The sequence below is a fragment of the Streptomyces sp. NPDC005962 genome, from assembly GCF_040629205.1.
In the GTDB taxonomy this organism is placed as follows: domain Bacteria; phylum Actinomycetota; class Actinomycetes; order Streptomycetales; family Streptomycetaceae; genus Streptomyces.
In genome coordinates this window covers 166,020-190,875 of sequence record NZ_JBEXVE010000007.1, presented here as the reverse complement: position 1 = coordinate 190,875, position 24,856 = coordinate 166,020, and the positions used below count along the sequence as shown (strand labels likewise).

Sequence of the window (24,856 nt, the reverse complement as noted above, 5' to 3'; positions counted from 1 at the left end):
CTCTCACGACACCTGTGTGTGCACACCGACGGCGGAGACGACTCCCACGCCCACCCCTCGGCGCAATCCTCTGGACCCCGGCCTCAGCACCCCGTCGCGGCCGAGCCGCAGGGGGTGCGCTCCGCCGAGTACGGGCGCGGGCAGCGGGACGAACGCGGTGTCCACGCCGACCGTGGACCGCGACCCGACCACGAACCCCGCGCCGCCGGTCCGTACCGACCCCACCGTGTGCGCGGGCGCCTGCCGCTCCACCAGCCGTGCGAGCGCCGTCCCGTCCGCCGACCCGGCGGGCAGGGCCACCCGGAAGCGGTGCGCGTGCGCGGTGAACGGGTCGCTGTCGGGGGCGCCGAACGCGCGCAGCGGCGCCGCGCCCAGCGTCGAGCCGCCGACCCGGAACCGGCTCGCCGAGCGGCCGAACAGCCTTATCGAGCCCAGCCCTTGGTCCTGCCCCGGGCCCGCGCCCGGGCCGCCGACGGCCGCGCGCAGATGTGCCCAGCGGCGGTCCGTCGCCAGCTCGTCGACGACCGGGGTCACGCCGAACACGATGCGCACCGCCTCCCGCAGCGCCCATGGTGTGCCCCGGCGCCGGTACAGCTCCGGGGCGGCGGCCAGCAGGGCGCGCCGGGTACGGGCGTCCCAGCCCGCCTCGAACGACAGGCCCAGCAGCCCGGCCAGCCACGGCAGCACCCGGTCCGGGACCCCGGCCGGGTCGAGGAGGGCCGGATACCGTTCGATGACCCGGTCGAGCTGGTCGAGCGTGGCGTCGAACAGCGACAGGAAGCGTTCGGTGAAGTCGTCGGCCGCGGGGTCCTGGCGGAAAGCGGGCGGCAGCAGGTCGGCGCTGGTGGTCCGGGGGAAGTCCAGCCGGACGCGGCGGACGACCGGCGTCATGGCGCCGTCGCCGAGGAGCCGCAGCCGCAGCCGCAGATAGCGGCCGGGCGGCTGGTCGACGAGGAAGTCGGTGGCGCCCGGGGCCGAGGTCTGCCAGTCGCTGTCGTCGTACCGGCCGTCCTCGGTCACCACGATCCGCACGGCGACGGCCGTCCCGTCCGGCACGTCGGCGTCCACGCGGACGCGGTGCCAGCGGCACCGCGAGATGCCGCTGTCGATCAGGGTGGTGACGTACGAACCGCTGGTCTCGTACGCGTCGGTGGCGGGCGGCGCGGGGTCCCGGGGCAGGCCCTGCCAGGTGTGGCAGGTGGTGGCGGGGCCGTCCGGGCCCTGCTCGTTCAGGCAGAAGCCGTCGTCGTCGGCCGAGGTGAGTGCGGACGGCGGCAGGGCGGCTGCGAGTTCGTCCACGGTGGCGGTGCGGAAGGGGCGGCGGTGGCCGCCCCGGTGGATCGTGAACCGTCCGCCGTCGTCGGTGAGCAGCCACACGGTCCGCTCCGGTCCGGTGCGCAGACCGACGACCTCGCCGGACGCGCCGGTGCGGAGCACACCGCGGAAGCGGCCCGCCTGGTCGTACCGCAGCAGGACCGTGCTGCCCTGACAGGCCACCAGTATCCCGTCGCCGGGGGCCGGAGCGGCCCAGCTGGCCCGCTCCGCGCGGATCACCCCGGCGAGTTGTGCGCCCTCGCGGCGCCACACCAGGACGCGGCCGGAGTCCACCACGGTCAGCCGGTGTCCGCGCGCGGCGACCGAGACCGGGTCGCGCAGCAGGCCGGGGTCGCAGTCGGACGGCCAGACGGGGGCGAACGCGCCGCAGGCGTCGCGGCGCAGCAGCCGCCGCTCGCCGGGGACGAGCAGGTACCAGGCGCACGGCCCGCACCCCGGGGCGAGGCGGGGGTCGGGGAACCACGGCAGGAGTTGGCTCCTGGTGGGGCCTTCCGGCACGCCGCGGTAGGCGAGGCGGAGGCCGGACGGGGCGTCGAAGCCGACGATGCCCTGTGTCTCCTGCTCGTCCCAGCCGGTGTAGGCGTCGAGCGGCCGGAAGGTCGCGGGGTGTGGTGTGCACGTCATGGCTGGTCTCCTACCGGGATCAGCAGCGGGCGCTCCGGCCAGACGAGGGTGTGGGGCGGGAGGGCGTGGTCGGTGCAGGGCGGCAGGCGCACGCCGTCGACGGTGAGCGAGAGCCGGGTGACGGCCAGCACCCCGTCGACCGCCAGGAGCGCCCGGACCAGCGACGTGTGCCGCAGCGCGCCGCCGAACGGCCAGCCCGCGCCGTCCTCCCCGCCGCGCAGCGGGTCCAGGTAGGTGCGCACCGCGTCGCCCGCCCGGGCGAGGACCGCGGCCCGGTCGAGGTCCGGGTCGAGGGTGACCCAGGACTCCACGCCCACCCGGGCGTAGGGCGCGGGGGCGGCGACCACGGTGACCCCGGCGGGGGCGGCTTCGCGGGAGAGGAAGTCGGCGACGGCCCGCAGGGTCGCGGCGGTGGGGACGGGCGGTTCGCCGGTGTCGTCGCCCTGCGGTACGGGCGGTACGACGAGGACTCCGACGACGCCGGGGATCGGCGCCCCGGCGAAGTCGGGGTGCAGGCCGGGCACGCCCCGGGCGCGGGCCACCGAGGCGCCGGGCGCGCGGACGGCGAGCTGCCCGTAGTCGGCGGGGGCCACGGCCCGGCCGCGGGCCCGCAGTTCGCCGACGCCGCGGCGCATGGCGTCGGCGTCGGGTTCGGCGTCCGTACCGCCGGAGGCCGGGAAGGGGTTGGCGACGCCGGTGACGAACGGCAGCGCGGTCACCACCCCGCTCACGGCTCCGGCCCGTACGGCGCCCGCGCTGCCGCCGCCCACGCGGTAGCGCACGGCGCGGACGTTGCGGAAGCCGGGCGGGACGGCCGCGCCGTTGACGCCGTCCCCGAAGGTGACTTCGCCGGAGTCGTGGTCGACGGTGAACACCCGGTCGTCGGCGCCGTATCCGGCCAGGCTCTCCACCTCGCGCCAGCGGGACGCGGTACCGGCGGAGGTGCCGAACACATTCCCGCCCGCGTCGTCGTCGACCTCGATGACCACCGATCCGGCGAGGATGGGCACCTGGCTGAGCTTCATGCGCCGCCGCCCGGTCGCCGTACCGTCCTGGACGGGCTGCAGCGGCTCGTCGCGGATGGTGCGGGCGGCGGTGGCGGTGACGACGTTGAGCCGCAGCCCGGACAGGACCGGTGCCGCGTCGGGGAAGGCGCCGTGGGCGATGCGCAGCCGCAGCCAGCGCAGCAGGGGCCGGGGCCGGGTGCCGGGCGGGCTGCCCGGCTGCCACGAGCGAGGCACCCTCAGCTCGACGGTGCCGTTGGCGGTGAGTCCGGCCGTGGAGTCCCGCATCACCTCGGCGGGGACGAGCCGGGTGCCGTCCAGCACGTCCCAGCGCAGCAGCGGCGCGGGCGGCAGGGGCAGCGGCACCAGCCCGCCGGAGGCGGCGGGTGCGGGGGGCGCGGCGACGACCACGAAGCCCAGCGAGAGCCGCGGGTAGGGACCGGCCGGTCCGGCGAGTCCGATCCACAGCCCGTTGCCGGGTTCCGGGTCCCGGCCGAAGGGGGCGAAGGGGCGGCTGGGCCCGGACGGCCCCAGCGGCAGGGTCTCCAGCCGTCCGGCCTCCTGGACGGCGAGGGCGCCGAGGGTGGCCGGTGTGGCGTACAGGTCCTGGTCGGTCTCGTAGACGACCTGCCCCTCGGGAGTGGAGGCCGCGCTCTGGAACCCGGCAGGGACGAGCACGGAGGAGCCGTCGGGCGGGTTGACGGTGAACTCCAGGAGCGCGGCCGCCCCTCCGGCCGGGCGCCGCCGCACGCCCGCCGTGGCCAGGTGGTCGGCGAGCACCTTCTCCGGCAGCCGGTTGACGCGGCCGAGTACGGGTTCGGCGAGGGTGCCGAAGAGGCGGACGAGCGCGACACCGGCGTCCTGGCGGTCGGGGTCGGTCCAGTCCGGGGTGTAGCCCGCGATGCGGCCGCGTACGGCGGTGCGGACCGCCTCGCGGGTGGCGTCGACGAGTTCGGGCTGCACGCCGGTCGGCCCGGGTCCTGGCACGGTCCGCCCGTCCGCCCGGTCCTCTTCCCCGGCGTCCCTCTCCCACCACACGTCGCCGGTCATGCCAGCCCCTCCCCCGGTTCGACGGCGGGCACGATCCGGGTGCGGACCGTGCGCAGCACGGGAAGCTCCCCGGCGCCGAGCGGCACCTCGTCGCAGGCTTCGTCCGGGTCGGCCCCGTCGAGGCCGACCGCGACGGCGGCGATGTCCGCGAGGTCCCCCAGCGCCCGCTGTGCGGCCCGCAGCAGGGCCGAGGGCCGCAGCGGCTGTCCGAAGGGCCAGCCGTCCTGGTCGTCGCCGCCCACCAGCGGGTCGAGGAAGCGGCGCAGCGCCGCGGTGACGGCGGTGGCCACGCGGGTGCGGTCGGCCGGGTCGCCGGACAGGTCGATGCGCAGGGCCACCTCGCGGTAGCGGGGCCCGCGGACGAAGACCTCGGAGGTGAGCAGCCGCGCCTGTTCGAGGTGGGCGGCGACCGCGCACAGCGTGCCGGGGTCGGGGAGCGGTGCGGCCACGAAGTCCTCGCGGCCGAGGTCGTCCCGGGGTGCGGCCGGGACGATGTGGACGGTCACCGCGCCGGGCACCGTGGCGCACGGGAAGCCGGGGTGTTCGCCGAGGGCGGGGTGGGCGCGGGCGACGGCGACGCCCGGGGTCGTACGGGCCAGGGTGACGAAGTCGTCGGCGGTGACGGCGCGGGTGACCTCGCTCAGGGAGGCGGCCGCGCGGCCGCGCGCCTCGCTGATCGTCTCCGGGTCCGTGCCGCCTTCGGCGCGTACGAGGTTGGCGGCGGCGACCGCTTCCGACGCCGGGAGGTCCGCGGCCGGGGACCAGTTGGCGGTCATGCCGCCGTTGCCGTCCCTGCCGCCGCCGGTCACATAGGCGACGTGCACGTCCGGGTCGGGGCGGGGGATGCGGCCGGTGAGTCCGTCGCCGAACACCAGCGCGCCTTCGGTACGGTCGGGGACGAAGGTGAAGTCGGCCGGGGCGCCGAAGGTGAAGTACGGCACCGGCTGCCACTCCTGGCCCGCCAGGCGCAGGGTGGCCTCCAGGAGGCGGTCGGCGGCGTCGGGGAGGACGAGGTGCTGGCCGGGCAGCCGGAGCCAGGCGGCGATCTGCTCCTGGAGGTCGGTGCCTTCCGCGGTGCGGTGGGTGCGGTGGTGTGCGGCGGACACGTTGACGGCGAGCTGGAGCAGCCGGGGCGGGGCGGCATAGGTGGCGGCCGGTGTCGACAGCAGCAGCCCGGTGTCCTGAGTGGTCCAGCCGGCCGGGGGATGGAGTCTGACGACACCGGAGCGCCGGAGCCCGGCCGTGCCGTCCTCGACCGTCTCGAACCCGCCGGAGATGTCCGTACCGGGCCGGAACCAGGACCAGGTCAGCTCGGCGGGCGGCGGCACACCGTCGACCGCGCCGGGCAGCCACGACGGTACGGACGCGGCGGGCGCGTCCAGCTCGATCAGCAGGCCTATCGGTCCGGGCGCGGGGTGCGCTCCGGCGAGCGGGAGGGTGAACCGGGCCTGCGCCGGGGCGCCGTCGCCCGCGAGCAGGGCGATGCCGCGGCGGGCCCGCAGGTCCGCCGTGCGGTCGCGGTCGGTCCACACGGTGATCTCGCCGTCCTCGGTGAGCGGGAGGACGGCCACGTCGTCGTCGAGGGTGAAGACGATCCGGCCGGTGGGGTCCCGGGTCAGCGCCGTCCCGGCGGGGACGACGGGCACGGCGGCGCCCTCCTGCCGGGCGTCCAGGCGCAGCACGGTGGCGGCGGGGCGGGCGGGGCGCGGGGGTTCGAGGCCGAGGAGGCGCAGTATGGCGACGACGAGCGCGTCCGGCACCTGGTCGAGCCAATACAGCCGCTGTTCGAGGAGGTAGGCGAAGAGTTCGAGGAGGGTCACGCCGGGGTCGACTGGCGCGTGCAGCGTCCAGGTGCCGTCCGACTCGGCGGGGATGCGGCGGCGGATGGCCGCCATCATGTCGGCCCAGGTGAGGTCGTCCAGTGTGGGCGCGGGCAGGGTCATGACGCGCCCCCGATGGCGCCCGTGGAACCCGTGAGTCCGGTGTAGAAGGGGAACACCAGGTTGGCCTTGGTGTTACTGCGCCGGATGCGGTAGACGACCGAGACGGTGATCCGTGACTCGTCGGACGGGTCGGCCTCGGCCCGGACCTCCTCCAGTTCCACCCGCGGCTCGTGGTCGCGGACAGCGGCGGCGATCGACTGTTCCAGGTCGCGCAGGTTCTGCACACTGCCCGGCGCGAACAGCAACTCGTGGGCGCGGGTGCCCAGTTCGGGCCGCATGACGCGCTCGCCGGTGCCGGTGAGCAGCAGGGCCCGCAGACAGTGCTCGATGCTCTCCTCGCCGACCGCGTAGCCGAGCCGCCCGGACGCGTCGGGCAGGATCGGGAACCGCCAGCCGGTCCCGAGGAACTCCTCGCTCATGCCGTCCTCGCCTTCTTGGCCAGCACGGCGGGGGTGAGCGGCGGGGCCGGGGGGCCGGTCGGCCCGGCGGCGGAGGGGTGGGTGTGGGTGTTGAACGCCTGGAGCAGCGCGTTGCCGAGGACGAGGGGTTCGGTGGCGCCGCCGCCTAGGTCGATGGACGGCGAATCGACCGTCAGCTTCGGCGCCTTGAGGGTGATCTCGCCCTGGGCGGTCACGGTGACGCTGCCGCCCTCGGCCGCGGTGATCCGGACCGCCTTGCCCTGGTCGTCCAGCTCCACCACGTGTCCGGCGGCGGAGGTGATGCGTACGGCGGCCTTGGACCCGGTGTCGTCCAGGAGCACCTGGTGGCCGTGTTTGGTGCGGATGGCTTTCTGGTCGCGGCCCTCGGTGCGGGCGGTGGGTGGTTTGTCCTTGCCGTTGTAGAGGCCGCCCAGGACGATCGGGTACCGCATGTCGCCGTGGACGAAGGCGACGAGCACTTCGTCGCCCTTCTCGGGCACGAACACCGAGCCGTAGCCGTTTCCCGCGTACACCTGGCTGACCCGGACCCAGTCGGTGACGGTGGTGTCGTCGAACCAGGGGAACTTCAGCTTGACCTGGCCCTCGTCGTCGCCCTCGTTCTCCACGACGAGCGCTTCGACGACGCCGTAGTAGCGCTTGTCGGTGGAGCGGGCGCGTGGCGTGCCCCTCATGGTCACTGGTCCCCCTGATGGATACGCCGTGCGGTGAACTGGGTGAAGAAACCGCTGGTGTTGAGGGTGTGCTCGACCCGTTTGACGAAGTAGGTGCCGGAGAAGCGGCGGCCCAGACCGTAGATCTCCAGGTTGTCGCCGGGGCGCAGCTCGGGCAGCCCCGCCACCTTGCCGGTGGCGGTGATGAATTCGTACGCCCGCTCGCGCAGCAGGCTGATCGCCAGTTCGCGGGCCTCCTGGTCGCTGCCGACCGGGGCGTCGATCATGACCTCCTGGCGGCCCTGCAGGGTGGATTCGGCGACCTGGGGCCCGCTCTGCCCGTCGGCCGTGTTCTGCCCGGCGGGGAGGTTCTCGGCGGTCGCGGTGAACGCGATGGGCTGTTTGGTGCGAGGGTCCCAGCCGCGCACGGTGACCTTGCTGACCTGCTGGGACACCGTCAGCGTCGGGGTGAACTCGATCAGGTTGGGGACCAGCCCCGCGGGCTGGCCGGTGGGGCCGGTGCTCAGCCCGGGCGCGTACGCCAGCCGGTACACCCGGATCGGGCGGCCGTCGCGGCCGTCGGTGGGCTTGATGAAGTACAGCGTGTCCTCGCCGGTCTTCGCGTCCGGCAGGAGGTAGCAGTCGAAGTCCAGCCGCTTGGCCCGCTCCAGCAGGAACGTCGCGTCGTCCTGGTTCTTCTGCACCACCAGGTCGTGGGTGGGCCCTTCCCGGGTGACCTCGATGCGCAGATGGTTGCGCTGGGCGATCTGCTCGGCGATGCGCCAGTCGGGCAGATTGCGGTAGACCTTGGTCTCGTTCTCGGTGGGCTTGCGGTCCTTGAGCCGCAGCAGCCCGTCCACGCCGCTGACCTGGACGGTGGGCGAGGCGCCATCGGTGAACTTCGGGCTGAGCGTGGAGATGGTCCCGGTGGCGACGGTGAGCAGTTTGTCGGCGTAGCCGAGCCGGACCGAGACCCGGCCGCCGAGCCGGAAGCTGGGCGAATCGCTGTGCTTGAACCGCAGGTTGGCGTCGTCCCAGTTGTTCAGGGTGAGGTCGAACCCGGACATCTCGTCGATGTCCCGGTTCACCTTGATGTCGATGATGTCGTTCTTGGTGGACGGGTCCACCTCCAGGCCCTCGATGCGCACGTCGAACTCGGGCGCGTACCGGTCGGGCGAGGCGACCTCGGGTGCCGGGGTGCTCATCGCGCGCTCCTCACGGCAGCCGGGGCACGGTCAGCACCCGGCCCGGCCGCAGGTCGCGCGGGTCGCTGATGCCGTTGGCGCGCGCCAGCTCCCGCCAGGCGTCGGGCCGCCGGTACAGCGCGGCGGAGATGGAGCTGAGCGTGTCGCCCCGGCGCACCACATAGCTCTTCTCCACCGTGGGCGAGGAACGCGGTGTCTGGGCGACCTGTACGGCGGCCGTACGGAACTCCTTGAGCGAGAGGTCGAGCATGGCGCGCAGCGGCACCCCGTCCGGCCGGAACAGCTGGTAGTTGACGTCGAGCTTCTCCACGACGCCGGTGAAGACCTCCTCGTCCCAGACGAAGCGGACGACCGGCGGCGCGTGTTCGCGGCTGTCGGGCCGCAGCAGGTCGCGCAGCGCGTTGACGTAGGCGGTGCGTACGTTCTCGAGGGTGTCGGAGGTGTCCACCAGCGCCTGGACGGTGAGGGTTTCGGTGCCGCCGCGGACGTACTGCAGGGGCGGGGTCTCCAGGCCGGGGATGGTGATCTCGGCGAACGTGTTGCTCTTGCTCAGCTTGTAGTCGGTGGGGTTGAACCGCAGCGGGATACGCCGCTTGCGCTCGTCGGCGATCACCGGGCGGACGATCTCCAGCCGGGCCCGGGCGGCACCCTGCCGGGCGAAGGACACGGGCGTCACGCTCATTGCGGCACCTCCCCGTCGCCGAAGCGGCGTTCGGCCTTGGTGTGCTCGGCGCGGGCGCACTGGTCCTCGTACAGCCTGGCCCAGGCCTGGATGTGCTTGTTGAACAGGCGGGTGAACACGGCGCCGTCGTCGCCGTCCACCTGGAACCGGACCTCCAGATGGTGAATGGTCACCTTCGGCACGCCGGTCACCTCCCCTGGCTCAGTCGCGACAGGGCGTTCGCCGCGGCGTCCTGCAGGACCTTCGTCAGCCCCTCGTGCGCGATCTCCAGCGACTCCACGGCGATCGCGTTCTGCTCCGCGTGCAGATCCGGGCCGCTCCACTTGGCGGCGAGCCCGCCGTGGAAGGCCCACGCCGCGCCGGGCACGCCGTCCGGGCCGAGCACGATCACCGCGCCGTCGCGGCGGGCGCCGAGGGAGTCGGCGAGCCCGGCCTGATACCAGGACCACAGCCCGGGGTCGCGGACCACGCCGCGCTTGAGCGTGATCCGGTTCCAGGAGTGGCGCAGCGGCAGCTGGTGGACCGAGTCGTTGCGGCCTCCCTCCGGGTAGCTCGTCACCTCCAGCTGCGCCCCGAGCCCAGTGACCTCCTGGAAGGCGCCGGACGCGGCCAGCGGCAGCAGCAGCGCCTGCGCGGGCGGCAGATAGGCGTCACCGGGGTCGAGGGTGACCAGGAAGCGGTATTTGGGCAGGGGGTCCAGAGTCATGCCTCGATTACCTCCAGGTCTCGGTCCTGGCCGAGTACGAGACGGAGCCGGATGAACTCCATGGGGACGGCCGGGGCGACCTCGATCTCGCAGACCAGCTGCCCCGGGTCCTGCTCGGGCGGGTTGTTGGTGTCGTCGCACACCACCCGGAACGCCTGCTCGGGCCGGTCCCCGGCGAGCGCCCCGGCGCGGAAGGCGGACAGGAGTACGGAGGTCAGCGCCCGCACCAGGGTCAGCCGCAGTTCGGGCGAGTTGACGTCGAACACCAGCGGGCCCGCCACCCGCCGGATGGCCCGCACCAGCAGGTGCACCAGCCTCCGGTGGGCGATGTAGCGGGTGCGCGGGTCGGCGGACAGGGTGCGCCCGCCCCACACCGTCAGCCCCCGCCCCCGGGTGCACCGGATCAGGTCGATCCGCGCGTCGAACAGCCGGACCTGCTGCGGCTCCGGATACTCGGCCGCGAGGTCGACCGCCTCCAGGATCACGGCGTTCGCGGGCGTGTGGTGGGCGCCGCGCTCGCCGTCGAGGCGGGCGACGACGCCCAGGACGTGCCCGGACGCCGGGACGGTCCGCAGATCGTGCCCGTCGGGGACGCGCAGCGGCGGGTGGTAGACAGCCGAGCAGCCGAGCAGCCCGCTGTCGCCGGTGGCCGCCAGGGTGTCCGCCCAGCCGGCCGCCTCGTCCACGGAGGTCAGCCGGGGCGGTACGTCCAGGACGGCGAGGCGGTCGTGCAACGGCTCGATGCTCCGCAGCAGTTCGAGCACCAGGTCGGTGTGGGTGGTGCCGGACAGGTCGGTGCCGAGGTCCGGCAGCGCCACCAGCGCCGGTTCCGGGAGTTCGGCCTGCGCGGTCACGGCGCCGGTGTACGCGTCGCGGGTGGGCGGCGCGTCGGTGCCGCCCGCGAGGGTGAGGTCCCAGGACAGCGAGATCGGGCCGTCCTGCTGTGGCGGTGGCGGTGGCCCGTCCGGGACCAGCCGGATGTAGCGGGACGCGGTCAGCCGGTCGGCCACGTCGGCGAGCGGCAGCCCGGGGAAGGTCTCGGGCGGCTCGCCGGGCAGCATGACCCGTACGCCCACGGTGGGCGGTCCGGCGACCGTGCTGGCCTGGTAACGGATGGCGACGCGCGCGCTGTTGGCCCACGCGCCGGGGCTGGTGGCGACCACCTGGTAGCCCGTGGCGGACAGTCCGCGTAAAGGTCCGGCGGGCCACCGGGTCCGGGCCGTGGTGGCCGGCCCGGACACCCGGAGTACCCAGGCGGTGCGGCCGCCGTTCTCGAAGAAGCCGCGCAGCGCGTACGGGGTGGCGGAGGCGCCGTCCGGCGGGCCGAAGGCGGCCACGACGTCGTTCCAGCTCTCCACGCGCACCGGAGTGCCGACCGGGCCCCGGCGGAGCCGGCCCAGGAACGCCGCCACGTCCGTGCGCAGCGGCTCCGTGCCGGGGTCACGGGGCGCGGACGTCAGGGTTACGCCGGGAAGCGCTTCGCCGGTCATGTCAGGCGTCGATCTCCAGCTTCTCGACCGCCAGGACGAGGGTCTCCATGGCGATCTCGTTCTTGGTGGCGCTGAGCGTCGGCCCGGTGTACTTGGTCGGCCAGCCGCGGTCGAAGTTCCAGCGCATGGCCTCCTGGCGGTTCTCGTCCAGCAGCACGATCGACCCGGAGGTGCGCCGCACCTTGCCGTTGAGGGCTTCGACCACCCAGTTCCAGAAGCCGACGTGGCCGGTGACGCCACGTTTGAAGGTGAGGTTGGTGAACTTCTTCAGCCCCGGGATCTTGCGGACGGTGATGTCCTCGCTCCCGGTGCGGTACTCGATCGGCGGGATCTCCAGCTCCAGCCCGCTCACCTCGGTGAAGGACCCGCTCACCGCGACCCCGTCGTCGCTGACGTTGGTCACGATGATCTGGAAGTTGTATGACGCGTAGGGATCGTCCCTGGTGACGGGCGGCATGATGGCCTCTCCTCAGTCCTCGGTCGGACGCTCAGGCGAGCTGGTTCTCGCGGGTCTTCTGCTGAATCCGGAAGATCACGAACTCCGCCGGGAAGACCGGCGCGACGCCGATGGCGCAGATGAGACGGCCGTTTGCCAGGTCGTCCTCGGTCATCGTGGTGCGGTCGCAGGCGACGAAGAACGCCTCATCGGCGGTCGTCCCGGCGAGTGCGCCGCTGCGCCACACGGTGGTGAGGAAGTTGGTGACCGTCTGGCGGACCAGGGCCCACAGCGCCTCGTCGTTCGGCTCGAACACCACCCACTGGGTGCCCTCGTCGATCGACTCCTCCAGGTAGAGGAACAGCCGCCGGACGCTGACGTACTTCCACGAGCTGTCCGAGGAGAGCGTGCGCGCGCCCCACACCCGGTGGCCCATTCCGGGGAAGAAGCGCAGTGCGTTGATGCCCTTGGGGTTGAGCAGGTCCTGATGCCGTTTGGTGACGTCCTGGGCGATGCCGTCGGTCAGCCGGATGCCCCGGATGACCGCGTTGGCCGGTGCCTTGTGCACCCCGCGCTCCACGTCCGTGCGGGCGTAGATCCCGGCCATGTGGCCCGACGGCGGCACCTCGGTGTCGCGGCCCGTCGACGGGTCGCGGGTGACCAGCCACGGGTGGTAGAGCGCCGCGTACTTGGTGTCGAACGGCTCGCGGAACGCCTGGATGCCCTCGGTGTCCAGGCCGTCCTGCGGATCGAGGATCGCGAACCGGTCCCTGAGCAGCTCGCAGTGGGTGATCAGGGCCGATTCGACGGTCCCGGACCACACCCCCGGCACCGCGCAGACGGCGACCTCGTCGATGTCCTCCAGCGCGGCGATCCCGGTGCGCTTGCCGCTGCCGCCGTCCTCGCCGACGAAGTCGGCGACGCTCAGGCTTCCGTAGGCGTCGTCGCCGTCCGCCAGGGTCAGCCAGGAGCCGACCGCGGGCACGGGGAACTTCGCCGGGTCGGTGGACAGCCCTGACAGGGCGGTCGCCCGCACCAGCTGGGAGCGGCCGGCCAGGGTGGTGGCCAGGTTCGACGGCGCGTCGCCGGTGAGCCTCAGACCGGGGTACGTCTCCGTCACCACCGTCCCCGAAGGGTCGGTGAACCGGGCGTCGACCTGCGCCTCGACCAGGTGCAGCCGGTCGGTTTCGAACAGCGTCCCGGGCACGTTCCCGTCGAGGGTGACGACATCCGCGGCGACCGACTGGACGGTGCGGATGGTCAGGTTGGTGCCGTCGTCGAGCTGGACGACGGCGCCCTTGTACAGCCTGCTCGCCCCGCCGACCCGCAGCGCTGGGCCCGCCGCGGTGTTGCCCCGGCGCACCCGGCGCACCAGCAGCCCGCGGCGCCATGCCTCATGTGAGGTGCCGGATGGCAGGGTCAGCGTCACCTTCCCGTCCGCGGGCTGGCTGAGCTGGACCTTGAACCGGCCGGAGCCGATCTGCACCCATACGTCGGCGGGCAGGTCGTCGGGGTCGAGTCCGGTTCGCGCGGCGACCTCGACGGTCTCGCTGTCGGCCGCGGCGTCCGCGGCCAGCTGCGTGACGAACAGCGCGCCCTCCTGCGGCTCGGGCAGGACCGGCAGCGCGGCCGAGGCCACCGGCTGGACGCGCACCTGGACGGCGCTGCCCCACGAGCCGGGGCTGACGGCGCTGAACTCCAGCGTCTCTTCCGTGCTGCGCGTCCCGATCTGCACATAGTCGCCGCGGGCCGTCCTGACCTCCGCGGGCAGCCCGGCGTCCAGTTCGATCCGGCGGGCGGTCGCGTCGTAGGCGGCGACACCAGCGGTGTGGATCGTCTGCTGGTCGTCGCCGCGGAAGATCTGGATCTGCTGCCCCACGCCGGTGAACCCGATCAGATGGCCGAGTTCCAGGCGGGTCGCGCCCTTGGCGGCGTCCCCGGCGACCGGGGACACCAGGCCGTGGCCCAGGACGCCCGAGGCCGGTGTGGCCTGCTTGGCCGCGACCCGCTTGATGTACAGGCGCTGGCCGCCGTTGTCGAAGAAGCCCTTGACCGCGAGCGGGAACAGCCACCAGCGGCCGCCCTCGGCCGGATCGCCCGCCCAGGTGTCCCGGATGAGGGGGTCGGGCTCGGGGACGAACCCGCCGAAGGTGGTCTGGAACTCCAGGAAGTTGGTGACCAGCTTGGGCTTGCCGGTGTACGGGCCGCGCACGGTGACCCCGGCCATCCCGGCCGTGCTGGTGCTCACCCCCGCGATCGGCCGTGGGCCCGCATCGATCTCCTCGATGTAGACCCCGGGGCTCAGATACTCCGCCATGGACGGCTCCTTAACTCTCGCGGATCTCTATGACGTGCCGGCGCTCGGTGTCCTGGGGCAGCCGCACGACCAGCGATCCGGATCTGCCCGGCCGCTCGGTGGCCCGCAGGCGGAAGGTCTCCTCGACGGCGTGCTCACCGGCCTTCTCGCCCTCCCACCGCAGGGCCAGCCGGAAGGCGCCCGTGGCGTCGGACAGGGTGCGCTCGTGCCAGGGCGTCAGGTCCCGGCTGGTCGCCCCCTGGGCCTCCACCAGCGCATTGGCGATCGGCTCGGCGGTGGCCGCGTCGACCACGGCGCCGTGCACGGTGCGCACCCCCGGCGGATAGGGGAAAGAGACGCCCGGCAGCAGCCGGACCAGCCGCGGTGCGGTGGCCACCATCGGCGGGTGGACGTCGTCGTACGGGTACGCCAGGAACTCGACGCCCACCAGCGCGGCCGAGAACGGCTGACCGTCGGCCGGGTACAGCGGCTGGTATCCGGCGGCCGCGAAGCGGGCCCGGTGGCGCCGCGGCGGGGCCGCCCATGGCTCGGCGCACCGGCCCAGCCCCGGATAGGCGAAGGCGGCGCTGGGCGTGCGGACCGCCACGTCGTCCAGCGGCAGCCAGGTGCCGTCCTCGAACCGGTCCAGCTGGACCGTCACCCCGGCGGCACGCGCCCGCCGGGCGTAGTCGTCGAACGGGATGAACCAGGCGGGGCTGTGGAGCGCGGATCGCTCCAGCGGTCGGAAACGGCTCATGACGTGGCGACCCCGCTGATGACCCGGCTGTGCACGGGGCGCACCGCGGTCGCGGTGGCGGAGTCCAGGTTGACGACGCGGACCTCGTAGTTCAGCGAGAGCCGGTACGGCTTCTGGATCGCGTACCAGACCCAGGACTTCTGGTCGAGGGTGAGCGGGGTCAGGCTGAGGTGCAGCGAGTCGGTGCTCGCCGCGAGGCTGCCGGACAGCTGGGCGCCGTCCAGGATCGCGTCGTCGTAGAACGTCTGCATCGCCCGGCCGAGCATGCGGTGCTGGGTCTCCTGGTCGCCACCCCAGGGGGTGACCAGATACCGCAGCAGCAGCGCCATCGGCGGTTTGCGGGTGACCGGCGGGTCGGGTGGCTGGGAGCGCACCGGTGGCCGGTTGCGCGATGTCGGGTCCTCGGCGATCTCGTAAAGGAACACGGTGAGTTTCGGCGGCGGGGTCTGCACCGTCTCGGAGAGGTCGTTGAGTTCCGCGATCGGCGGTTCCACCTGGCTGAGCCCGCGCAAGGACTGGGTCAGGGTCTCCACGATGACCGTCGAGACGTCGGCGATGACGCCGAAGTCACCCATGCGAATCCTCCCCGTGCTCCGCGCCCGAAAGCGTGCCTCGACGAGGATGCCGGGCCCGGCGTGGCCGCATCGCGATTCGCCCATCACACGAGCGTCACCAGCCCGTTCCCGTCGTCCGGAGATGACGTCGGCGGTCACGCGCCGACAACGCCGGGGTGACACGGATAAGGCATATTTTCCTTCATGGAAAACCACTCAGAGCAGGCCGGCGTCCTGATCCTCCGAGTGTGGGTGGAAGAGGGCAGGCCGGACGGGTTCCGTGCGCGCATTGTGCAGACGGGCGGCCGTCACCAGGCGCCTCCGACCGCGGTGAGCGCGGTCGACGACGTACTCACCACCGTGCGCGACTGGCTCGATCATTTACTCGAACCCGAGAGGTGACGTTTCCGCGACGTCCCGGTGATGCCCGGCCATATAACATTTCGTACCCGAAGGGCTGGACACACGATCATGAATTGCTCGTAACATGGCTGGGCAGTATCCCGATTGCCGGTATGGGATCTTTCACCGAGGATCTTTCACCGAAGCCAATATCGCCCGGGGGGCCGATGAGCGCAGAAGGCCATGTCATTACGTTGAGGCTGCTCAAAAGCTTCACGCTATCGGTCGATCAGAAACGCGTTCCCCTTTCTTCCAGCGCCCAGCGCCTCCTCGCGTTCCTCGCCCTGCAGAACATGCCGCGCACCCGAACGTATGTGGCCGGAACGCTGTGGCCCGACGTGACGGCCCCCCGCGCCAACGCCAACCTCAGATCGTCTCTGTGGCGCGCCACCCGGACGGGACATCAGGTCATCGACGCGTCCACACAGGAACTCGCGATCGCCAAACACATCGCCGTGGACATCCACGCGGCGGCCACGCGCGCCCACCGGCTGCTCGACATGTCCCGCCCGTGCGACGACATCCTCACCACCGAGACGCGGGCGGACCTCTCGTCCGATCTGCTGCCCGAGTGGTCGGAGAACGAGTGGGTGCTCGTCGAGCAGGAGCAGTACCACGAACTCCGGCTGTACGCCCTGGAGGCGATGACCGAGCGGCTGACCGCGGCGGGCCGCCACGGCGAGGCCGTCGCGTCGGGGCTGGCCGCCGTCCGTGCGGAACCCCTGCGGGAGAGCGCCCATCGCGTACTGATCACCGCGCATCTCGCCGCCGGGAACAGAGGCGCGGCCCTGCGGCAGTTCGAGCAGTGCCGCCGTGTGCTGCTCGACGAGCTGGGCCTGGAGCCCTCCCAGGCGCTGAGAAGCCTTGTACCGTCCCAGCCGTCCCAGCCGTCCGCCCCCGAGGGGGCCGCGCCCCCGGCACAGCCACGCGTCGTCGTCCGCCGCCCGGCGAACGATGTACTGGTGGAGGGCGCGGGCGGACGGTGAAACCGGCTCCGCCTCCGCGGCTCAGCCCAGCCCGTCCCGGTGGGCCCAACGGGGCTCACCGGGGCTGTCGTACGGCTGCGGGGGCTCCTGCCTGGACTCACCGCGGGCGGCGCCCCGCGCGGCCCGCATATGGTCGCAGGCCCGGGACTCGGGGCTGAAGTCGATGCCGGTGGCGGCCGCGAGTGCCGCGAAGAAGCTCTCGCCGAACTCCGACTGCTTGGTGGTCGTCCAGGTGTACGTCTCACAGTCGCGCAGGGCCCGCATCATCATGCGGCTCCCATAGCCCCGGCGCTGCCATCGGTCGGCGACCCGGATTCTGCGGACCAGGCCCCTCCGGCACAGGCCGCACTCCTGCCAGGTGAGCCGGGCGAAGTCATCCCCGCCGGGCACCTGGCACACCCGCAGTTGACGGCAACCGGCCGGGGCGCCGGACGGGGTGTACGCCCAGACCTCCCCCTCCTCCGTGGGGCGTCCGGGCTCGCGCCCGCGTAACGCCTCCACCAGACGGCCCCACAGCCCCGCCCGCTCGCCCGCCATCAGCGGCGATTCTCATCGGCGATGCCGCATCTGTGCACGTCCTCGACGGATAAACCTCTCACGTCCCACGCCTCTTTCTTCCGTCCCAGGCCCCCTATGGGGCCCGGGCCTCACCCTGACAGGTCGCAATCCGGCGACGCGCGGTTCCGGACGCCGGGCGGCGGGCACGGTGTTGACACGCGCGGGACGGCATCCCGGCGCGCGGGGAGGGCCGTCGGGGCGTGGGCGCTCGCGCCGGTTATCGTGTCGAAGCACAACGAGCACGCGCAGGGCGGAACGAAGAGGGATGCGGTGTCGGACAAGGGGTGGCTGGTCGCAAGCCGGTACCGGCTGACCGAGCGGATCGGCAGCGGCGGCATGGGCACGGTGTGGCGGGCCGAGGACGCCGTACTGGGCCGCCACGTGGCGGTCAAGCGGCTGCACGCTCCGCACCACCTCTCCGAGGACGAACTCTCCACGCTGTACGAACGCACCCGCCGCGAGGCGCGGAGCGCCGCCCGCATCACCCACCCGAACGTGGTCGTCGTCCATGACGTCGTGGACGACGAGGAGGGGCTGCCGTGCATCGTCATGGAGTACGTGGCCTCCACCACCCTCGGCGCGCTACTCAAGGAGCGCGGCACCGTGCCGCCCCAGGAGGCGGCGCGGATCGGCCGGGGCATGGTCGCCGCGCTCCGGGCAGCGCACGCGGCCGAGGTGCTGCACCGTGACGTCAAGCCGGGCAATGTGCTGCTCAGCGCCGACGAGCGGATCGTGCTCACCGACTTCGGCATCGCGGTGGCCAGCGGAACGTCGACGCTGACCCGGACCGGCGAGATGATCGGCTCCATCGAGTACATGGCGCCGGAGCGGGTCAGGGGCCAGAAGCCCGGCCCCTACTCGGACCTCTGGGCGCTGGGCGCGACGCTTTACCAGGCGGTGGAAGGACACCCCCCGTTCCGCCGGGACACGGCGATCGAGACGGTCTACGCGACCGCCGCCGACCCGCTGCCGCCCCCGCGCCACGCCGGTCCGCTGGGACCGCTGATCGAGGCGCTGCTGGCCAAGGAGCCCGGGGAGCGGCCGTCGGCGGAAGAGACGGAGCGGCAGCTGAAGGCCGTGGCAGCGGAGGAGCTGACGGCGTCGCGGCAGCACACCCCTGACCCAGCACCTGACACGGCCCCTGACCCGGCCCCTGGCACGGCCACGGGCACGGGCACGGGCACGGCCGAGCGCCCCGCGTCGGCCGCCGCCCCGCCGCCGACCGGCGCCGTGGCCGCGCCGGAGCAACACGGCGGCACCCGTCGCAGGGGCCGCCGCGTCCTGTGGAGCCTGGCGGCGGTGGCGCTGACGATCGCGGCGGCGGCCGGGGCCTACTCGGTATGGCCGGACCACGGCGGACAGCGGGGCGGCGAGGCGAAGCCCCGGCCGGTCCCCCACGGCTACCACCTGGTCGAGGAGGAGAAGCTCGGCGTCTCCTTCCCCGTACCGAACGGGTGGAAGATGGACAAGCGCACCAGCGAAGGCGTCAGCTACATCGACCCGTCCCGCCTGGTCGAGATCACGATCGGCACGGTGGACCCGGCCGGGCCGACGCCCGTGGCGCACTTCCGGGACATCGAGGCGAACACCAAGCAGAACTACGACGTGTACCGGCGGCTGCGGCTGGACCGCACCACCTTCCGGGGGCAGCCCGCGGCCATCTGGGAGTGCACGTTCGAAGGCAGAGTGCGCACCTTCCGCGCCATCGACCTCGGCTACGGCCGGGAGGGCGGCACGGAGTACGACGTCTACCTCTCGGCGCCCGAGGCGCAGTGGGACACCTACCGTCCCGTCTTCGACAAGGTGAAGCAAGGCCTGCACACCCGCTGACCGCTTGCGCCCTGACGGGGGCTCATCACCGCACGCGCGTGTACTGGTTCACCCCGTCGGAGAACGCCACCGTCACCTGCTCGCGGAGCACGAGGACGTCCAGGTGCGCGGCGGTCTCGTTGACCGCGAGCATCTGGTTGAAGGCGCTCAGGCTCCCGAACGGCACGGCCCGGCGCGTCCAGGCGAGCCCCCGCGCCACCGCGTGGGCGTCGAGCGTGTCCTCGCCCAGCGCGGTCAGGCTTGCCGCCAGCCGGTCGTCGTGGTGGGTGAGCAGTTCGGCGACCCGGGTGTGGGCGCTGTCGGTGACCGGTCCGTGCGCGGGCAGCAGGCGGGCGTCGGCGTGGCGGGTCATCAGCCGCAGCGAGTCCAGGTAGTCGGCGAGCGGACGGCCGCCCGGTTCGGCCAGTTCGAAGCCGATGGAGGGGGTGATGTGCGGCAGGACGTGGTCCCCGGAGAACAGCAGTCCGCGCTGTTCGTCCAGGAAGACCACATGGCCCTTGGTGTGTCCGGGGGTGGGGACGACCCGCAGTTCGCGGTCGCCGAAGCGCAGGGTTTCGGCGCCGAGCCAGCGGTCGGGGGCCTCCCACACGCTCGGGTCGTAGCCGCCGTGGTCCATCGCCTCGATGTGATCGGCGAGTTCCCCGGCGCCCGCCGCGCGCAGGGTGTGCAGTGAGCCGACCGGCTGGTCGCTGCGGAGCCGGTCGAGCATCTCCAGTCCGGGGCGTTCGCCCGCGCCGAGGTAGACGCGTGAGCCCAGCAACCGGCGCAGCTCCACGGCGTGGGTGTAGTGGTCGCGGTGGATGTGGGTGACCAGGATGTGGCTGATGTCGCCGGGGTCGCGGCCGATGGCGGCCAGGGCCTCCTCAAGTGTTTTGCGCGCCTCGGGGATCGCCCAGCCGCCGTCGATCATGACGATGCCGCCGTCCTCGTCCAAGTCCTCCAGGAGGTAGACGTTCACGGCGTGCAGGCCGTCGTTCGGCAGCGGCAAGGGCACGCGGTGTACCCCGGGCTGTACGGTCTGGACTCCGGCCGCTGCCCACGGGCCCTGGTCGAACCGCGCTGTCATGATCCTCCTCGTTGATGAACTGCCTGGATCACGAGGGAGTGCATGCCGCGGCGGCAGCCGCCGGCGCATGCGCCCCCTCGTCAGGCCCGGCCGGGCTCGTGAGCGTGCAGGCCTTCGGCCAGTTCCCGGGCCCCGCCCCGGTCGAGCTTGCCGACCTTGGTCTGGGGCAACTCGTCGGTACCGTACACGTATTCGGGCCACTTGGTCTTGGACAATCCGATGCTCTCCAAGTGGCCGGTCATCTCGGCCAGATCGACGGGCCGGCCGTCCGTGGTGACGACGAGCAACGCCACGCGTTCGCCGAGGATGTCGTCGGGGACCGGCACCACACACGCCCGGGCCACGCGCGGGTGACCGGCGACCGCGCGCTCGATCTCGGTGATGTCGATGTTGCGGCCGCCGCGGATGATGATGTCCTTCTCGCGTCCCATGATGGTGAGGGTGCCGTCCTCGTGGGCCATCAGCAGATCGCCTGTGGGCAGATAGCCGTCCTCCGTCAGCGCCGGGGGAACGGCCCGCCCGTCGCCCGCGTAGCCGAGGAAGAGGGACGGGCCGCGCACCTGCGCCCGGCCGGTCACCCCGGGCCCGGCCACCTGACCCTCGGGAGTGAGCGCGCGCACGTCCGTACCCGGGAAGGGGCGGCCGTCTCTGCCGAGCCGGATCTCCTCGGGGTCGTCGGGGCGCGGCGAGGTGTGGCCGAGGCATTCGGACATGCCGAAGACCCGCAGGATCTTGGTGCCCAGGGACTGTTCGGCCCGGGCCAGGGCGGCGCGGTCCATGGGCCCGCCGCCGACGGTGATCGAGCGGACGCCCTTGAGGACGCCGGAACCGGCCGCCTCGTCGCCCATCTGCAGCGCCATGGTCGGTACGCACATGGTCCAGCGGACCCCGGTGTCGGCCATCCGCCGCAGCGCGCGGGCCCGGTCCCACTTCGCCGTCATGACGAGCGGTCCGCGCAGCAGGAGGGAGACGTAGACGCCGAAGCAGTACGCGGCCGTCGACGACAGCGGGACGATCGCGGCGACTGCGTCGCCCGGCGACAGCCCGTTGACGGTGATGGTGGTCTCGGCGGCATAGCGCAGGGCCTGCTCGGACTGTACGACGCCCTTGGGCCGCCCGGTCGACCCGGAGGTCAGGCCGATGAGGACGCCGCCCGACCACCGGGACGCCTCACGTTCGCCGGGGGCGGACCGGCACGTCCAGCCGTCGAGCACGGTCCGCGCCGGGCCCGGCAGCTGTTCGGACACCGCCCACTCCGCGATCGCCGAGGGCTCGGCGACCACGGCGTCCGGGCGGATGTCCGCCCAGGCGGTGGCGAATTCGGCCGGGGTGGTATGCCGGTTGACCAGGGCGATGACTCCGCCGTCGCCGCCGCTGAGGCCCGCGGCGAGGGTGGCGGCGACGGTGCGCCATGAGTTGTCCGCCTGGATCAGGACGGTGCCGACGGCGCCGTCAGCCGTGTCCGCGGACAGCGCCGCGGCCAGCCGCGTGGCCTCGTCGAGGAGCTGCCGGGCCGTGTGGCTGCCCGTGTCGTCGATGACGGCGACGAAGTCTGCCTCGGCGGCCCGCCGTTGGAACTCCCGCACTACCTGTCGCATCTCGTCCCCTCCTCAGGCGGCGAACAGCTCCGCCTCGTGCCCCATGACCGCGATGCGGCGGCCCTTCATGTCGCCCACCTGGGCGACTGCAGCGGCCCATTCGGGGCTCGCGAGGGCCTTCTTCAGGTCCTCGGGGGAGTCGAAGCCGAGGACGGAGAGGCCGTCCCAGCCGTCGGAGCGCGGCTCCAGCGCGGCGTCGATCTCGGTGTGCCGCCAGCTGCGCAGTCCGGGCAGGCGGCAGGTCAGCTCCGCGTGGTCGCCGCGCCACCACGTGATGAACTGCTCGTGTGTCCACTCCGGGGGCCCTGCTGCCAGCAGAACGAGGTTGTACATGAAGCTCCTCCGCACGGTGAGTGGTCTGGGTCAGGTGAAGCGGATCTCCGACGAGCGCCCGATCAGCAGGCGCTGCAGCCTGCCGTCGCCGTTCACCCGCCCGGTGGCGACGAAGGTCGCCTCGGGAACCCCCGCACGCCGTACCTCGCCCAGAAAGAATTCGTCCCGGCCGAGCGTGGTCGCCGCGAGCCGGTGGTGGGTGCGGGTGCCCTTCTCGCGCTGTTCGAGATAGCCGACGAGGGCGGCGCGGCCTCCCGCGAAGTCGGTGGCGTTGCCGTCGCCGGTGGAGAACAGGATGGACAGGGCGAAGTCGTCGCTGATCAAGTCGAGGATCCGGGAGGGTTCGTCCCCGTCGAGGATCTCGAACCACGCGGTGAGGAAGGGGGCCGCCACCGGGGTGTCCGTCATACCCGGCTCCTGTCCCCGGCCCAGTCGATCAGCTGGAAGGAGACGGTGAAGAAGGCCTGGTAGCGGGCGATGAGTCCGCCGGGCGAGAGCACCGCGGCCGAGTGGAAGGAGCCCTTGTACTCCCCGCCCTCGGTCACCACTCCGTAGACGGTCTCCAGGTCGCCGTCCCGGCTGTGGCGCAGGATCTCGTGGGTCCGGTCCACGGGATTGCGGCCGCCGATGTACGCGGCGAAGTCATCCCTGGAGGTGCCGGTGACCTCCTTGCCCGGCAGGGCGATGAGGAACCGGAAATCGGGTTCCAGCAGTTCGAGCGTCCGTTCCGGATGCCGGCTGTCCATACCGGCGAAATACGCGCGCAACGCCATGAGGGGGCCCTTTCGATTGGCGGGCCGAGTGCCCCGGGACCCGGGACCTTCTCGACCCCCCAGATCAACCTGAGTTCAGTTCAATTCATTCTGGATGGTAATCCCGGTGAAACACGGCTGACAAGGGTCTGGACGGACGGGAAAACGGCCCCCGGCGGATGGTTCCGCCGGGGGCCGGAGAGAGTGGATTCGCTCAGCGCGTCACGTGGCGACCATCCGCACGCAGGCGCCCTCGATCAGCTCGCTGATCTCCGACAGCGGCGTCGGCCCCGACGGCCGGTACCACCGCCAGACGCTGACGATCAGGCCGAGCACGCCCGAGCCCAGCAGCTGTGCGTCCCGGAGCGGGAACGCGCCCTGCGACATGCCCCGTACCAGCAGGTTCGTCCAGTCGCGCTCGACGAGCTGGACCAGTCGGCGGGCCTCGACGCGCTCGGCCTCCTCCCGCTTGGACTTGCGCGGGCCGGAGAGCAGATCCATGTGGTTGTGCAGGATGCGCATCTGCAGAACCTCGTGGTCGGAGACGTCATACGCCGCGCGCACGGCCGCCCGGAGAGCCTCGACCGGGTCCGTGACGTCCGCGGTCGCCTCCGTGAACTTGTCGTGGGAGCGCTGGAGCTCCAGCCGCATGATGGTGAGCAGACAGTGGGTCTTGGACTCGAAGTAGTGGTAGAGCGCCGTCTGCCCGATGCCGACCCGCTCCGCCACGGTGGACCACTTGGTGGCCTCGAAGCCCGTCTCGCCGAAGCAGTCGACGGCGGCCGCCAGAATGGCGGCGCGCTTGGACCTCGGTCCCGCTTCCGGTTCAACCCTTGTCGCCATGACCCCGTCTCCTGGCCGCCGTCCACCTCGTCCGTACCCGAGAGTAGACCCAAGCTGAACTCAGTTGCCAATCGACGCGGGCCGACCCGGACCGACCCGGACCGAACGGCGCCGGCTTGGTCAGAGGCGCTCAAGCACGGTCGCGTTCGCCATGCCGCCGCCCTCGCACATCGTCTGCAGGCCATAGCGTCCCTGGGTCCTGCGCAGTTGGTGGACGAGCGTCGTCATGAGCCGGGCACCGGTCGCGCCCAGCGGATGTCCGAGCGCGATCGCCCCGCCGAAGGCGTTGACCCGCTCCGGGGCGGCGCCGGTCTCCTTCTGCCAGGCGAGGACGACGGAGGCGAAGGCCTCGTTGATCTCGACCAGGTCGATCGCGCCGATCGGCAGCCCGGCCTTGGCCAGGACCTTCTCGGTGGCGGGGATCGGGCCGGTCAGCATGTGGATCGGGTCGGAGCCGACGACCGCCATGGTGTGCACCCGGGCGAGCGGGGTCAGACCATGGCGGCGCACCGCCTCCCCGGAGGCGATCAGCAGGGCGGCGGCGCCGTCGGAGATCTGGCTGGAAACGGCCGCGGTCAGACGGCCGTCCTCGGTGAGGGTCTTCAGCCCGGCCATCTTCTCCAGGGTGGTGTCGGCGCGCGGGCCCTCGTCGGCGGTGAGGCCGAAGGCCGGGGTGATCTCGTCGTCGAAGGCGGCGTCGGCCTGAGCGGCGACGGCCCGCCGGTGGCTGGTGAGCGCGTACTCCTCCATGTCCGTACGCGAAATGCCCCATTTCTCGGCGATGAGTTCGGCCCCGCGGAACTGTGAGACCTCCTGGTCGCCGAAGTGTTCGCGCCAGCCGTCCCCCGCGTACGGGCTGCCGAAGCCCGCCTGTTCCCCGACGTACATGGGGCTGGCGATGGGCACCAGGCTCATCACCTCCACCCCGCCCGCGACCACCAGGTCGGCGGCGCCGGAGCCGACCGCCTGGGCCGCGAAGTGCACGGCCTGCTGGGAGGAGCCGCACTGGCGGTCGATGGTGGTGCCGGGCACATGGTGCGGCAGCCCCGCGGACAGCCAGGCGGTGCGGGCGACGTTGCCGGTCTGGGCGCCGATCTGGCCGACGCATCCGAAGTACACGTCGTCGACGGCACCCGGGTCGGCGCCGGTGCCCTCCAGCAGGGCGCGCAGCACATGGGCGCCGAGGTCGGCGGGGTGCACACCGCTGAGCGCGCCCTTGCGGCGGCCGACGGGGGTACGGACGGCTCCGGCGATGAAGGCTTCGGGCATGGCGGGCTCCATGGTTGTTCGGGTTGGGGGTTCAGGCGCTGGAGGGG

25 protein-coding genes are annotated in these 24,856 nt (G+C 72.7%); 3 read left to right on the top strand and 22 right to left on the bottom strand.

The window, feature by feature from the left end; translation table 11 throughout:
* Positions 1 to 3: 3 nt before the first annotated feature.
* The 14 genes from ABZ370_RS14600 to ABZ370_RS14535 are packed head-to-tail and all read right to left on the bottom strand — an operon-like array spanning position 4 to position 15,193.
* Positions 4 to 1,959 (bottom strand): phage tail protein, encoded by a 1,956-nt coding sequence (locus ABZ370_RS14600; RefSeq protein WP_358620144.1) that lies wholly within the window; start codon positions 1,957 to 1,959, stop codon positions 4 to 6.
* Entirely contained in the window at positions 1,956 to 4,013 is a 2,058-nt protein-coding gene (locus tag ABZ370_RS14595; RefSeq protein ID WP_358620143.1) for a putative baseplate assembly protein, read from the bottom strand. Before ABZ370_RS14595 ends, ABZ370_RS14600 begins: the two co-directional genes overlap by 4 nt.
* A complete protein-coding gene (locus tag ABZ370_RS14590) occupies positions 4,010 to 5,956 on the bottom strand; it encodes a putative baseplate assembly protein (protein ID WP_358620141.1) in 1,947 nt (648 codons plus the stop codon). The genes ABZ370_RS14595 and ABZ370_RS14590 overlap by 4 nt, the downstream gene beginning before the upstream one ends.
* Complete coding sequence (locus ABZ370_RS14585) at positions 5,953 to 6,375, bottom strand: GPW/gp25 family protein (protein WP_358620139.1); 423 nt, start codon at positions 6,373 to 6,375, stop codon at positions 5,953 to 5,955. Before ABZ370_RS14585 ends, ABZ370_RS14590 begins: the two co-directional genes overlap by 4 nt.
* Positions 6,372 to 7,067, bottom strand: coding sequence for a phage baseplate assembly protein V (locus ABZ370_RS14580; RefSeq protein ID WP_358620138.1), 696 nt, complete (start codon positions 7,065 to 7,067; stop codon positions 6,372 to 6,374). The genes ABZ370_RS14585 and ABZ370_RS14580 overlap by 4 nt, the downstream gene beginning before the upstream one ends.
* Before the next feature lie 2 nt (positions 7,068 to 7,069).
* Entirely contained in the window at positions 7,070 to 8,251 is a 1,182-nt protein-coding gene (locus ABZ370_RS14575; RefSeq protein WP_358620136.1) for a type IV secretion protein Rhs, read from the bottom strand.
* 10 nt (positions 8,252 to 8,261) lie between these two features.
* Positions 8,262 to 8,933, bottom strand: a complete 672-nt coding sequence (locus ABZ370_RS14570; RefSeq protein ID WP_358620135.1) for a LysM peptidoglycan-binding domain-containing protein — start codon at positions 8,931 to 8,933, stop codon at positions 8,262 to 8,264.
* Positions 8,930 to 9,124, bottom strand: a complete 195-nt coding sequence (locus tag ABZ370_RS14565) for a putative phage tail protein (protein ID WP_358620134.1) — start codon at positions 9,122 to 9,124, stop codon at positions 8,930 to 8,932. The genes ABZ370_RS14570 and ABZ370_RS14565 overlap by 4 nt, the downstream gene beginning before the upstream one ends.
* Entirely contained in the window at positions 9,121 to 9,639 is a 519-nt protein-coding gene (locus ABZ370_RS14560) for a phage tail protein (RefSeq protein ID WP_358620133.1), read from the bottom strand. Before ABZ370_RS14560 ends, ABZ370_RS14565 begins: the two co-directional genes overlap by 4 nt.
* Positions 9,636 to 11,129, bottom strand: coding sequence for a phage tail sheath subtilisin-like domain-containing protein (locus ABZ370_RS14555; protein ID WP_358620131.1), 1,494 nt, complete (start codon positions 11,127 to 11,129; stop codon positions 9,636 to 9,638). The genes ABZ370_RS14560 and ABZ370_RS14555 overlap by 4 nt, the downstream gene beginning before the upstream one ends.
* A 1-nt stretch (position 11,130) precedes the next feature.
* Positions 11,131 to 11,586, bottom strand: a complete 456-nt coding sequence (locus ABZ370_RS14550) for a phage tail protein (protein ID WP_358620129.1) — start codon at positions 11,584 to 11,586, stop codon at positions 11,131 to 11,133.
* A gap of 31 nt (positions 11,587 to 11,617) precedes the next feature.
* The gene (locus tag ABZ370_RS14545; protein WP_358620128.1) at positions 11,618 to 13,882 is read right to left on the bottom strand and encodes a phage tail sheath C-terminal domain-containing protein; all 2,265 of its coding nucleotides are present in this window, start codon (positions 13,880 to 13,882) and stop codon (positions 11,618 to 11,620) included.
* 10 nt (positions 13,883 to 13,892) lie between these two features.
* A complete protein-coding gene (locus ABZ370_RS14540) occupies positions 13,893 to 14,618 on the bottom strand; it encodes a carboxypeptidase regulatory-like domain-containing protein (protein WP_358620127.1) in 726 nt (241 codons plus the stop codon).
* A complete protein-coding gene (locus ABZ370_RS14535) occupies positions 14,615 to 15,193 on the bottom strand; it encodes a DUF4255 domain-containing protein (RefSeq protein WP_358620125.1) in 579 nt (192 codons plus the stop codon). The genes ABZ370_RS14540 and ABZ370_RS14535 overlap by 4 nt, the downstream gene beginning before the upstream one ends.
* A gap of 183 nt (positions 15,194 to 15,376) precedes the next feature.
* Here ABZ370_RS14535 and ABZ370_RS14530 point away from each other — a divergent pair, with 183 nt between their 5' ends.
* Both ABZ370_RS14530 and ABZ370_RS14525 read left to right on the top strand, forming a co-directional pair.
* The gene (locus ABZ370_RS14530) at positions 15,377 to 15,574 is read left to right on the top strand and encodes a hypothetical protein (RefSeq protein WP_358620124.1); all 198 of its coding nucleotides are present in this window, start codon (positions 15,377 to 15,379) and stop codon (positions 15,572 to 15,574) included.
* A gap of 293 nt (positions 15,575 to 15,867) precedes the next feature.
* On the top strand, positions 15,868 to 16,560 hold the full coding sequence (locus tag ABZ370_RS14525) for a bacterial transcriptional activator domain-containing protein (RefSeq protein ID WP_358620123.1): 693 nt from the start codon (positions 15,868 to 15,870) through the stop codon (positions 16,558 to 16,560).
* Positions 16,561 to 16,581: 21 nt separating this feature from the next.
* Here the strand turns inward: ABZ370_RS14525 and ABZ370_RS14520 are convergent, their stop codons facing one another.
* Positions 16,582 to 17,097, bottom strand: a complete 516-nt coding sequence (locus ABZ370_RS14520; RefSeq protein WP_358620121.1) for a hypothetical protein — start codon at positions 17,095 to 17,097, stop codon at positions 16,582 to 16,584.
* A gap of 291 nt (positions 17,098 to 17,388) precedes the next feature.
* On the opposite strand from ABZ370_RS14520, the gene ABZ370_RS14515 reads away from it, so the two are divergent.
* A complete protein-coding gene (locus ABZ370_RS14515) occupies positions 17,389 to 18,948 on the top strand; it encodes a serine/threonine-protein kinase (RefSeq protein WP_358620120.1) in 1,560 nt (519 codons plus the stop codon).
* Positions 18,949 to 18,973: 25 nt separating this feature from the next.
* Here ABZ370_RS14515 and ABZ370_RS14510 read toward each other — a convergent pair whose 3' ends face one another.
* The 7 genes from ABZ370_RS14510 to ABZ370_RS14480 all read right to left on the bottom strand — a co-directional run bounded on the left by ABZ370_RS14510 (position 18,974) and on the right by ABZ370_RS14480 (position 24,809).
* A complete protein-coding gene (locus tag ABZ370_RS14510) occupies positions 18,974 to 20,014 on the bottom strand; it encodes an MBL fold metallo-hydrolase (protein WP_358620119.1) in 1,041 nt (346 codons plus the stop codon).
* A gap of 80 nt (positions 20,015 to 20,094) precedes the next feature.
* Positions 20,095 to 21,612 carry a class I adenylate-forming enzyme family protein gene (locus tag ABZ370_RS14505; RefSeq protein WP_358620118.1) on the bottom strand — a complete coding sequence of 506 codons (1,518 nt, stop codon included), beginning with the start codon at positions 21,610 to 21,612 and terminating at the stop codon, positions 20,095 to 20,097.
* A 12-nt stretch (positions 21,613 to 21,624) separates the two neighbouring features.
* On the bottom strand, positions 21,625 to 21,945 hold the full coding sequence (locus ABZ370_RS14500) for an EthD family reductase (RefSeq protein WP_358620116.1): 321 nt from the start codon (positions 21,943 to 21,945) through the stop codon (positions 21,625 to 21,627).
* A 30-nt stretch (positions 21,946 to 21,975) separates the two neighbouring features.
* Positions 21,976 to 22,353, bottom strand: coding sequence for a hypothetical protein (locus ABZ370_RS14495; protein ID WP_358620115.1), 378 nt, complete (start codon positions 22,351 to 22,353; stop codon positions 21,976 to 21,978).
* Entirely contained in the window at positions 22,350 to 22,718 is a 369-nt protein-coding gene (locus ABZ370_RS14490; protein WP_358620114.1) for a nuclear transport factor 2 family protein, read from the bottom strand. Before ABZ370_RS14490 ends, ABZ370_RS14495 begins: the two co-directional genes overlap by 4 nt.
* 201 nt (positions 22,719 to 22,919) lie before the next feature.
* Complete coding sequence (locus tag ABZ370_RS14485) at positions 22,920 to 23,540, bottom strand: TetR family transcriptional regulator (RefSeq protein WP_358620112.1); 621 nt, start codon at positions 23,538 to 23,540, stop codon at positions 22,920 to 22,922.
* 120 nt (positions 23,541 to 23,660) lie between these two features.
* The gene (locus tag ABZ370_RS14480) at positions 23,661 to 24,809 is read right to left on the bottom strand and encodes an acetyl-CoA C-acetyltransferase (RefSeq protein ID WP_358620111.1); all 1,149 of its coding nucleotides are present in this window, start codon (positions 24,807 to 24,809) and stop codon (positions 23,661 to 23,663) included.
* Between the last annotated feature and the right edge of the window lie 47 nt (positions 24,810 to 24,856).

Excerpts from the sequence above, each read along its gene's own strand:
- ABZ370_RS14600 (WP_358620144.1), bottom strand. The coding sequence starts at position 1,959 with ATGACGTGCACACCACACCCCGCGACCTTCCGGCCGCTCGACGCCTAC.
- ABZ370_RS14595 (WP_358620143.1), bottom strand. The coding sequence starts at position 4,013 with ATGACCGGCGACGTGTGGTGGGAGAGGGACGCCGGGGAAGAGGACCGG.
- ABZ370_RS14590 (WP_358620141.1), bottom strand. The coding sequence starts at position 5,956 with ATGACCCTGCCCGCGCCCACACTGGACGACCTCACCTGGGCCGACATG.
- ABZ370_RS14585 (WP_358620139.1), bottom strand. The coding sequence starts at position 6,375 with ATGAGCGAGGAGTTCCTCGGGACCGGCTGGCGGTTCCCGATCCTGCCC.
- ABZ370_RS14580 (WP_358620138.1), bottom strand. The coding sequence starts at position 7,067 with ATGAGGGGCACGCCACGCGCCCGCTCCACCGACAAGCGCTACTACGGC.
- ABZ370_RS14575 (WP_358620136.1), bottom strand. The coding sequence starts at position 8,251 with ATGAGCACCCCGGCACCCGAGGTCGCCTCGCCCGACCGGTACGCGCCC.
- ABZ370_RS14570 (WP_358620135.1), bottom strand. The coding sequence starts at position 8,933 with ATGAGCGTGACGCCCGTGTCCTTCGCCCGGCAGGGTGCCGCCCGGGCC.
- ABZ370_RS14560 (WP_358620133.1), bottom strand. The coding sequence starts at position 9,639 with ATGACTCTGGACCCCCTGCCCAAATACCGCTTCCTGGTCACCCTCGAC.
- ABZ370_RS14555 (WP_358620131.1), bottom strand. The coding sequence starts at position 11,129 with ATGACCGGCGAAGCGCTTCCCGGCGTAACCCTGACGTCCGCGCCCCGT.
- ABZ370_RS14550 (WP_358620129.1), bottom strand. The coding sequence starts at position 11,586 with ATGCCGCCCGTCACCAGGGACGATCCCTACGCGTCATACAACTTCCAG.
- ABZ370_RS14545 (WP_358620128.1), bottom strand. The coding sequence starts at position 13,882 with ATGGCGGAGTATCTGAGCCCCGGGGTCTACATCGAGGAGATCGATGCG.
- ABZ370_RS14540 (WP_358620127.1), bottom strand. The coding sequence starts at position 14,618 with ATGAGCCGTTTCCGACCGCTGGAGCGATCCGCGCTCCACAGCCCCGCC.
- ABZ370_RS14535 (WP_358620125.1), bottom strand. The coding sequence starts at position 15,193 with ATGGGTGACTTCGGCGTCATCGCCGACGTCTCGACGGTCATCGTGGAG.
- ABZ370_RS14530 (WP_358620124.1), top strand. The coding sequence starts at position 15,377 with ATGGAAAACCACTCAGAGCAGGCCGGCGTCCTGATCCTCCGAGTGTGG.
- ABZ370_RS14525 (WP_358620123.1), top strand. The coding sequence starts at position 15,868 with ATGCCGCGCACCCGAACGTATGTGGCCGGAACGCTGTGGCCCGACGTG.
- ABZ370_RS14520 (WP_358620121.1), bottom strand. The coding sequence starts at position 17,097 with ATGGCGGGCGAGCGGGCGGGGCTGTGGGGCCGTCTGGTGGAGGCGTTA.
- ABZ370_RS14510 (WP_358620119.1), bottom strand. The coding sequence starts at position 20,014 with ATGACAGCGCGGTTCGACCAGGGCCCGTGGGCAGCGGCCGGAGTCCAG.
- ABZ370_RS14505 (WP_358620118.1), bottom strand. The coding sequence starts at position 21,612 with ATGCGACAGGTAGTGCGGGAGTTCCAACGGCGGGCCGCCGAGGCAGAC.
- ABZ370_RS14500 (WP_358620116.1), bottom strand. The coding sequence starts at position 21,945 with ATGTACAACCTCGTTCTGCTGGCAGCAGGGCCCCCGGAGTGGACACAC.
- ABZ370_RS14495 (WP_358620115.1), bottom strand. The coding sequence starts at position 22,353 with ATGACGGACACCCCGGTGGCGGCCCCCTTCCTCACCGCGTGGTTCGAG.
- ABZ370_RS14490 (WP_358620114.1), bottom strand. The coding sequence starts at position 22,718 with ATGGCGTTGCGCGCGTATTTCGCCGGTATGGACAGCCGGCATCCGGAA.
- ABZ370_RS14485 (WP_358620112.1), bottom strand. The coding sequence starts at position 23,540 with ATGGCGACAAGGGTTGAACCGGAAGCGGGACCGAGGTCCAAGCGCGCC.
- ABZ370_RS14480 (WP_358620111.1), bottom strand. The coding sequence starts at position 24,809 with ATGCCCGAAGCCTTCATCGCCGGAGCCGTCCGTACCCCCGTCGGCCGC.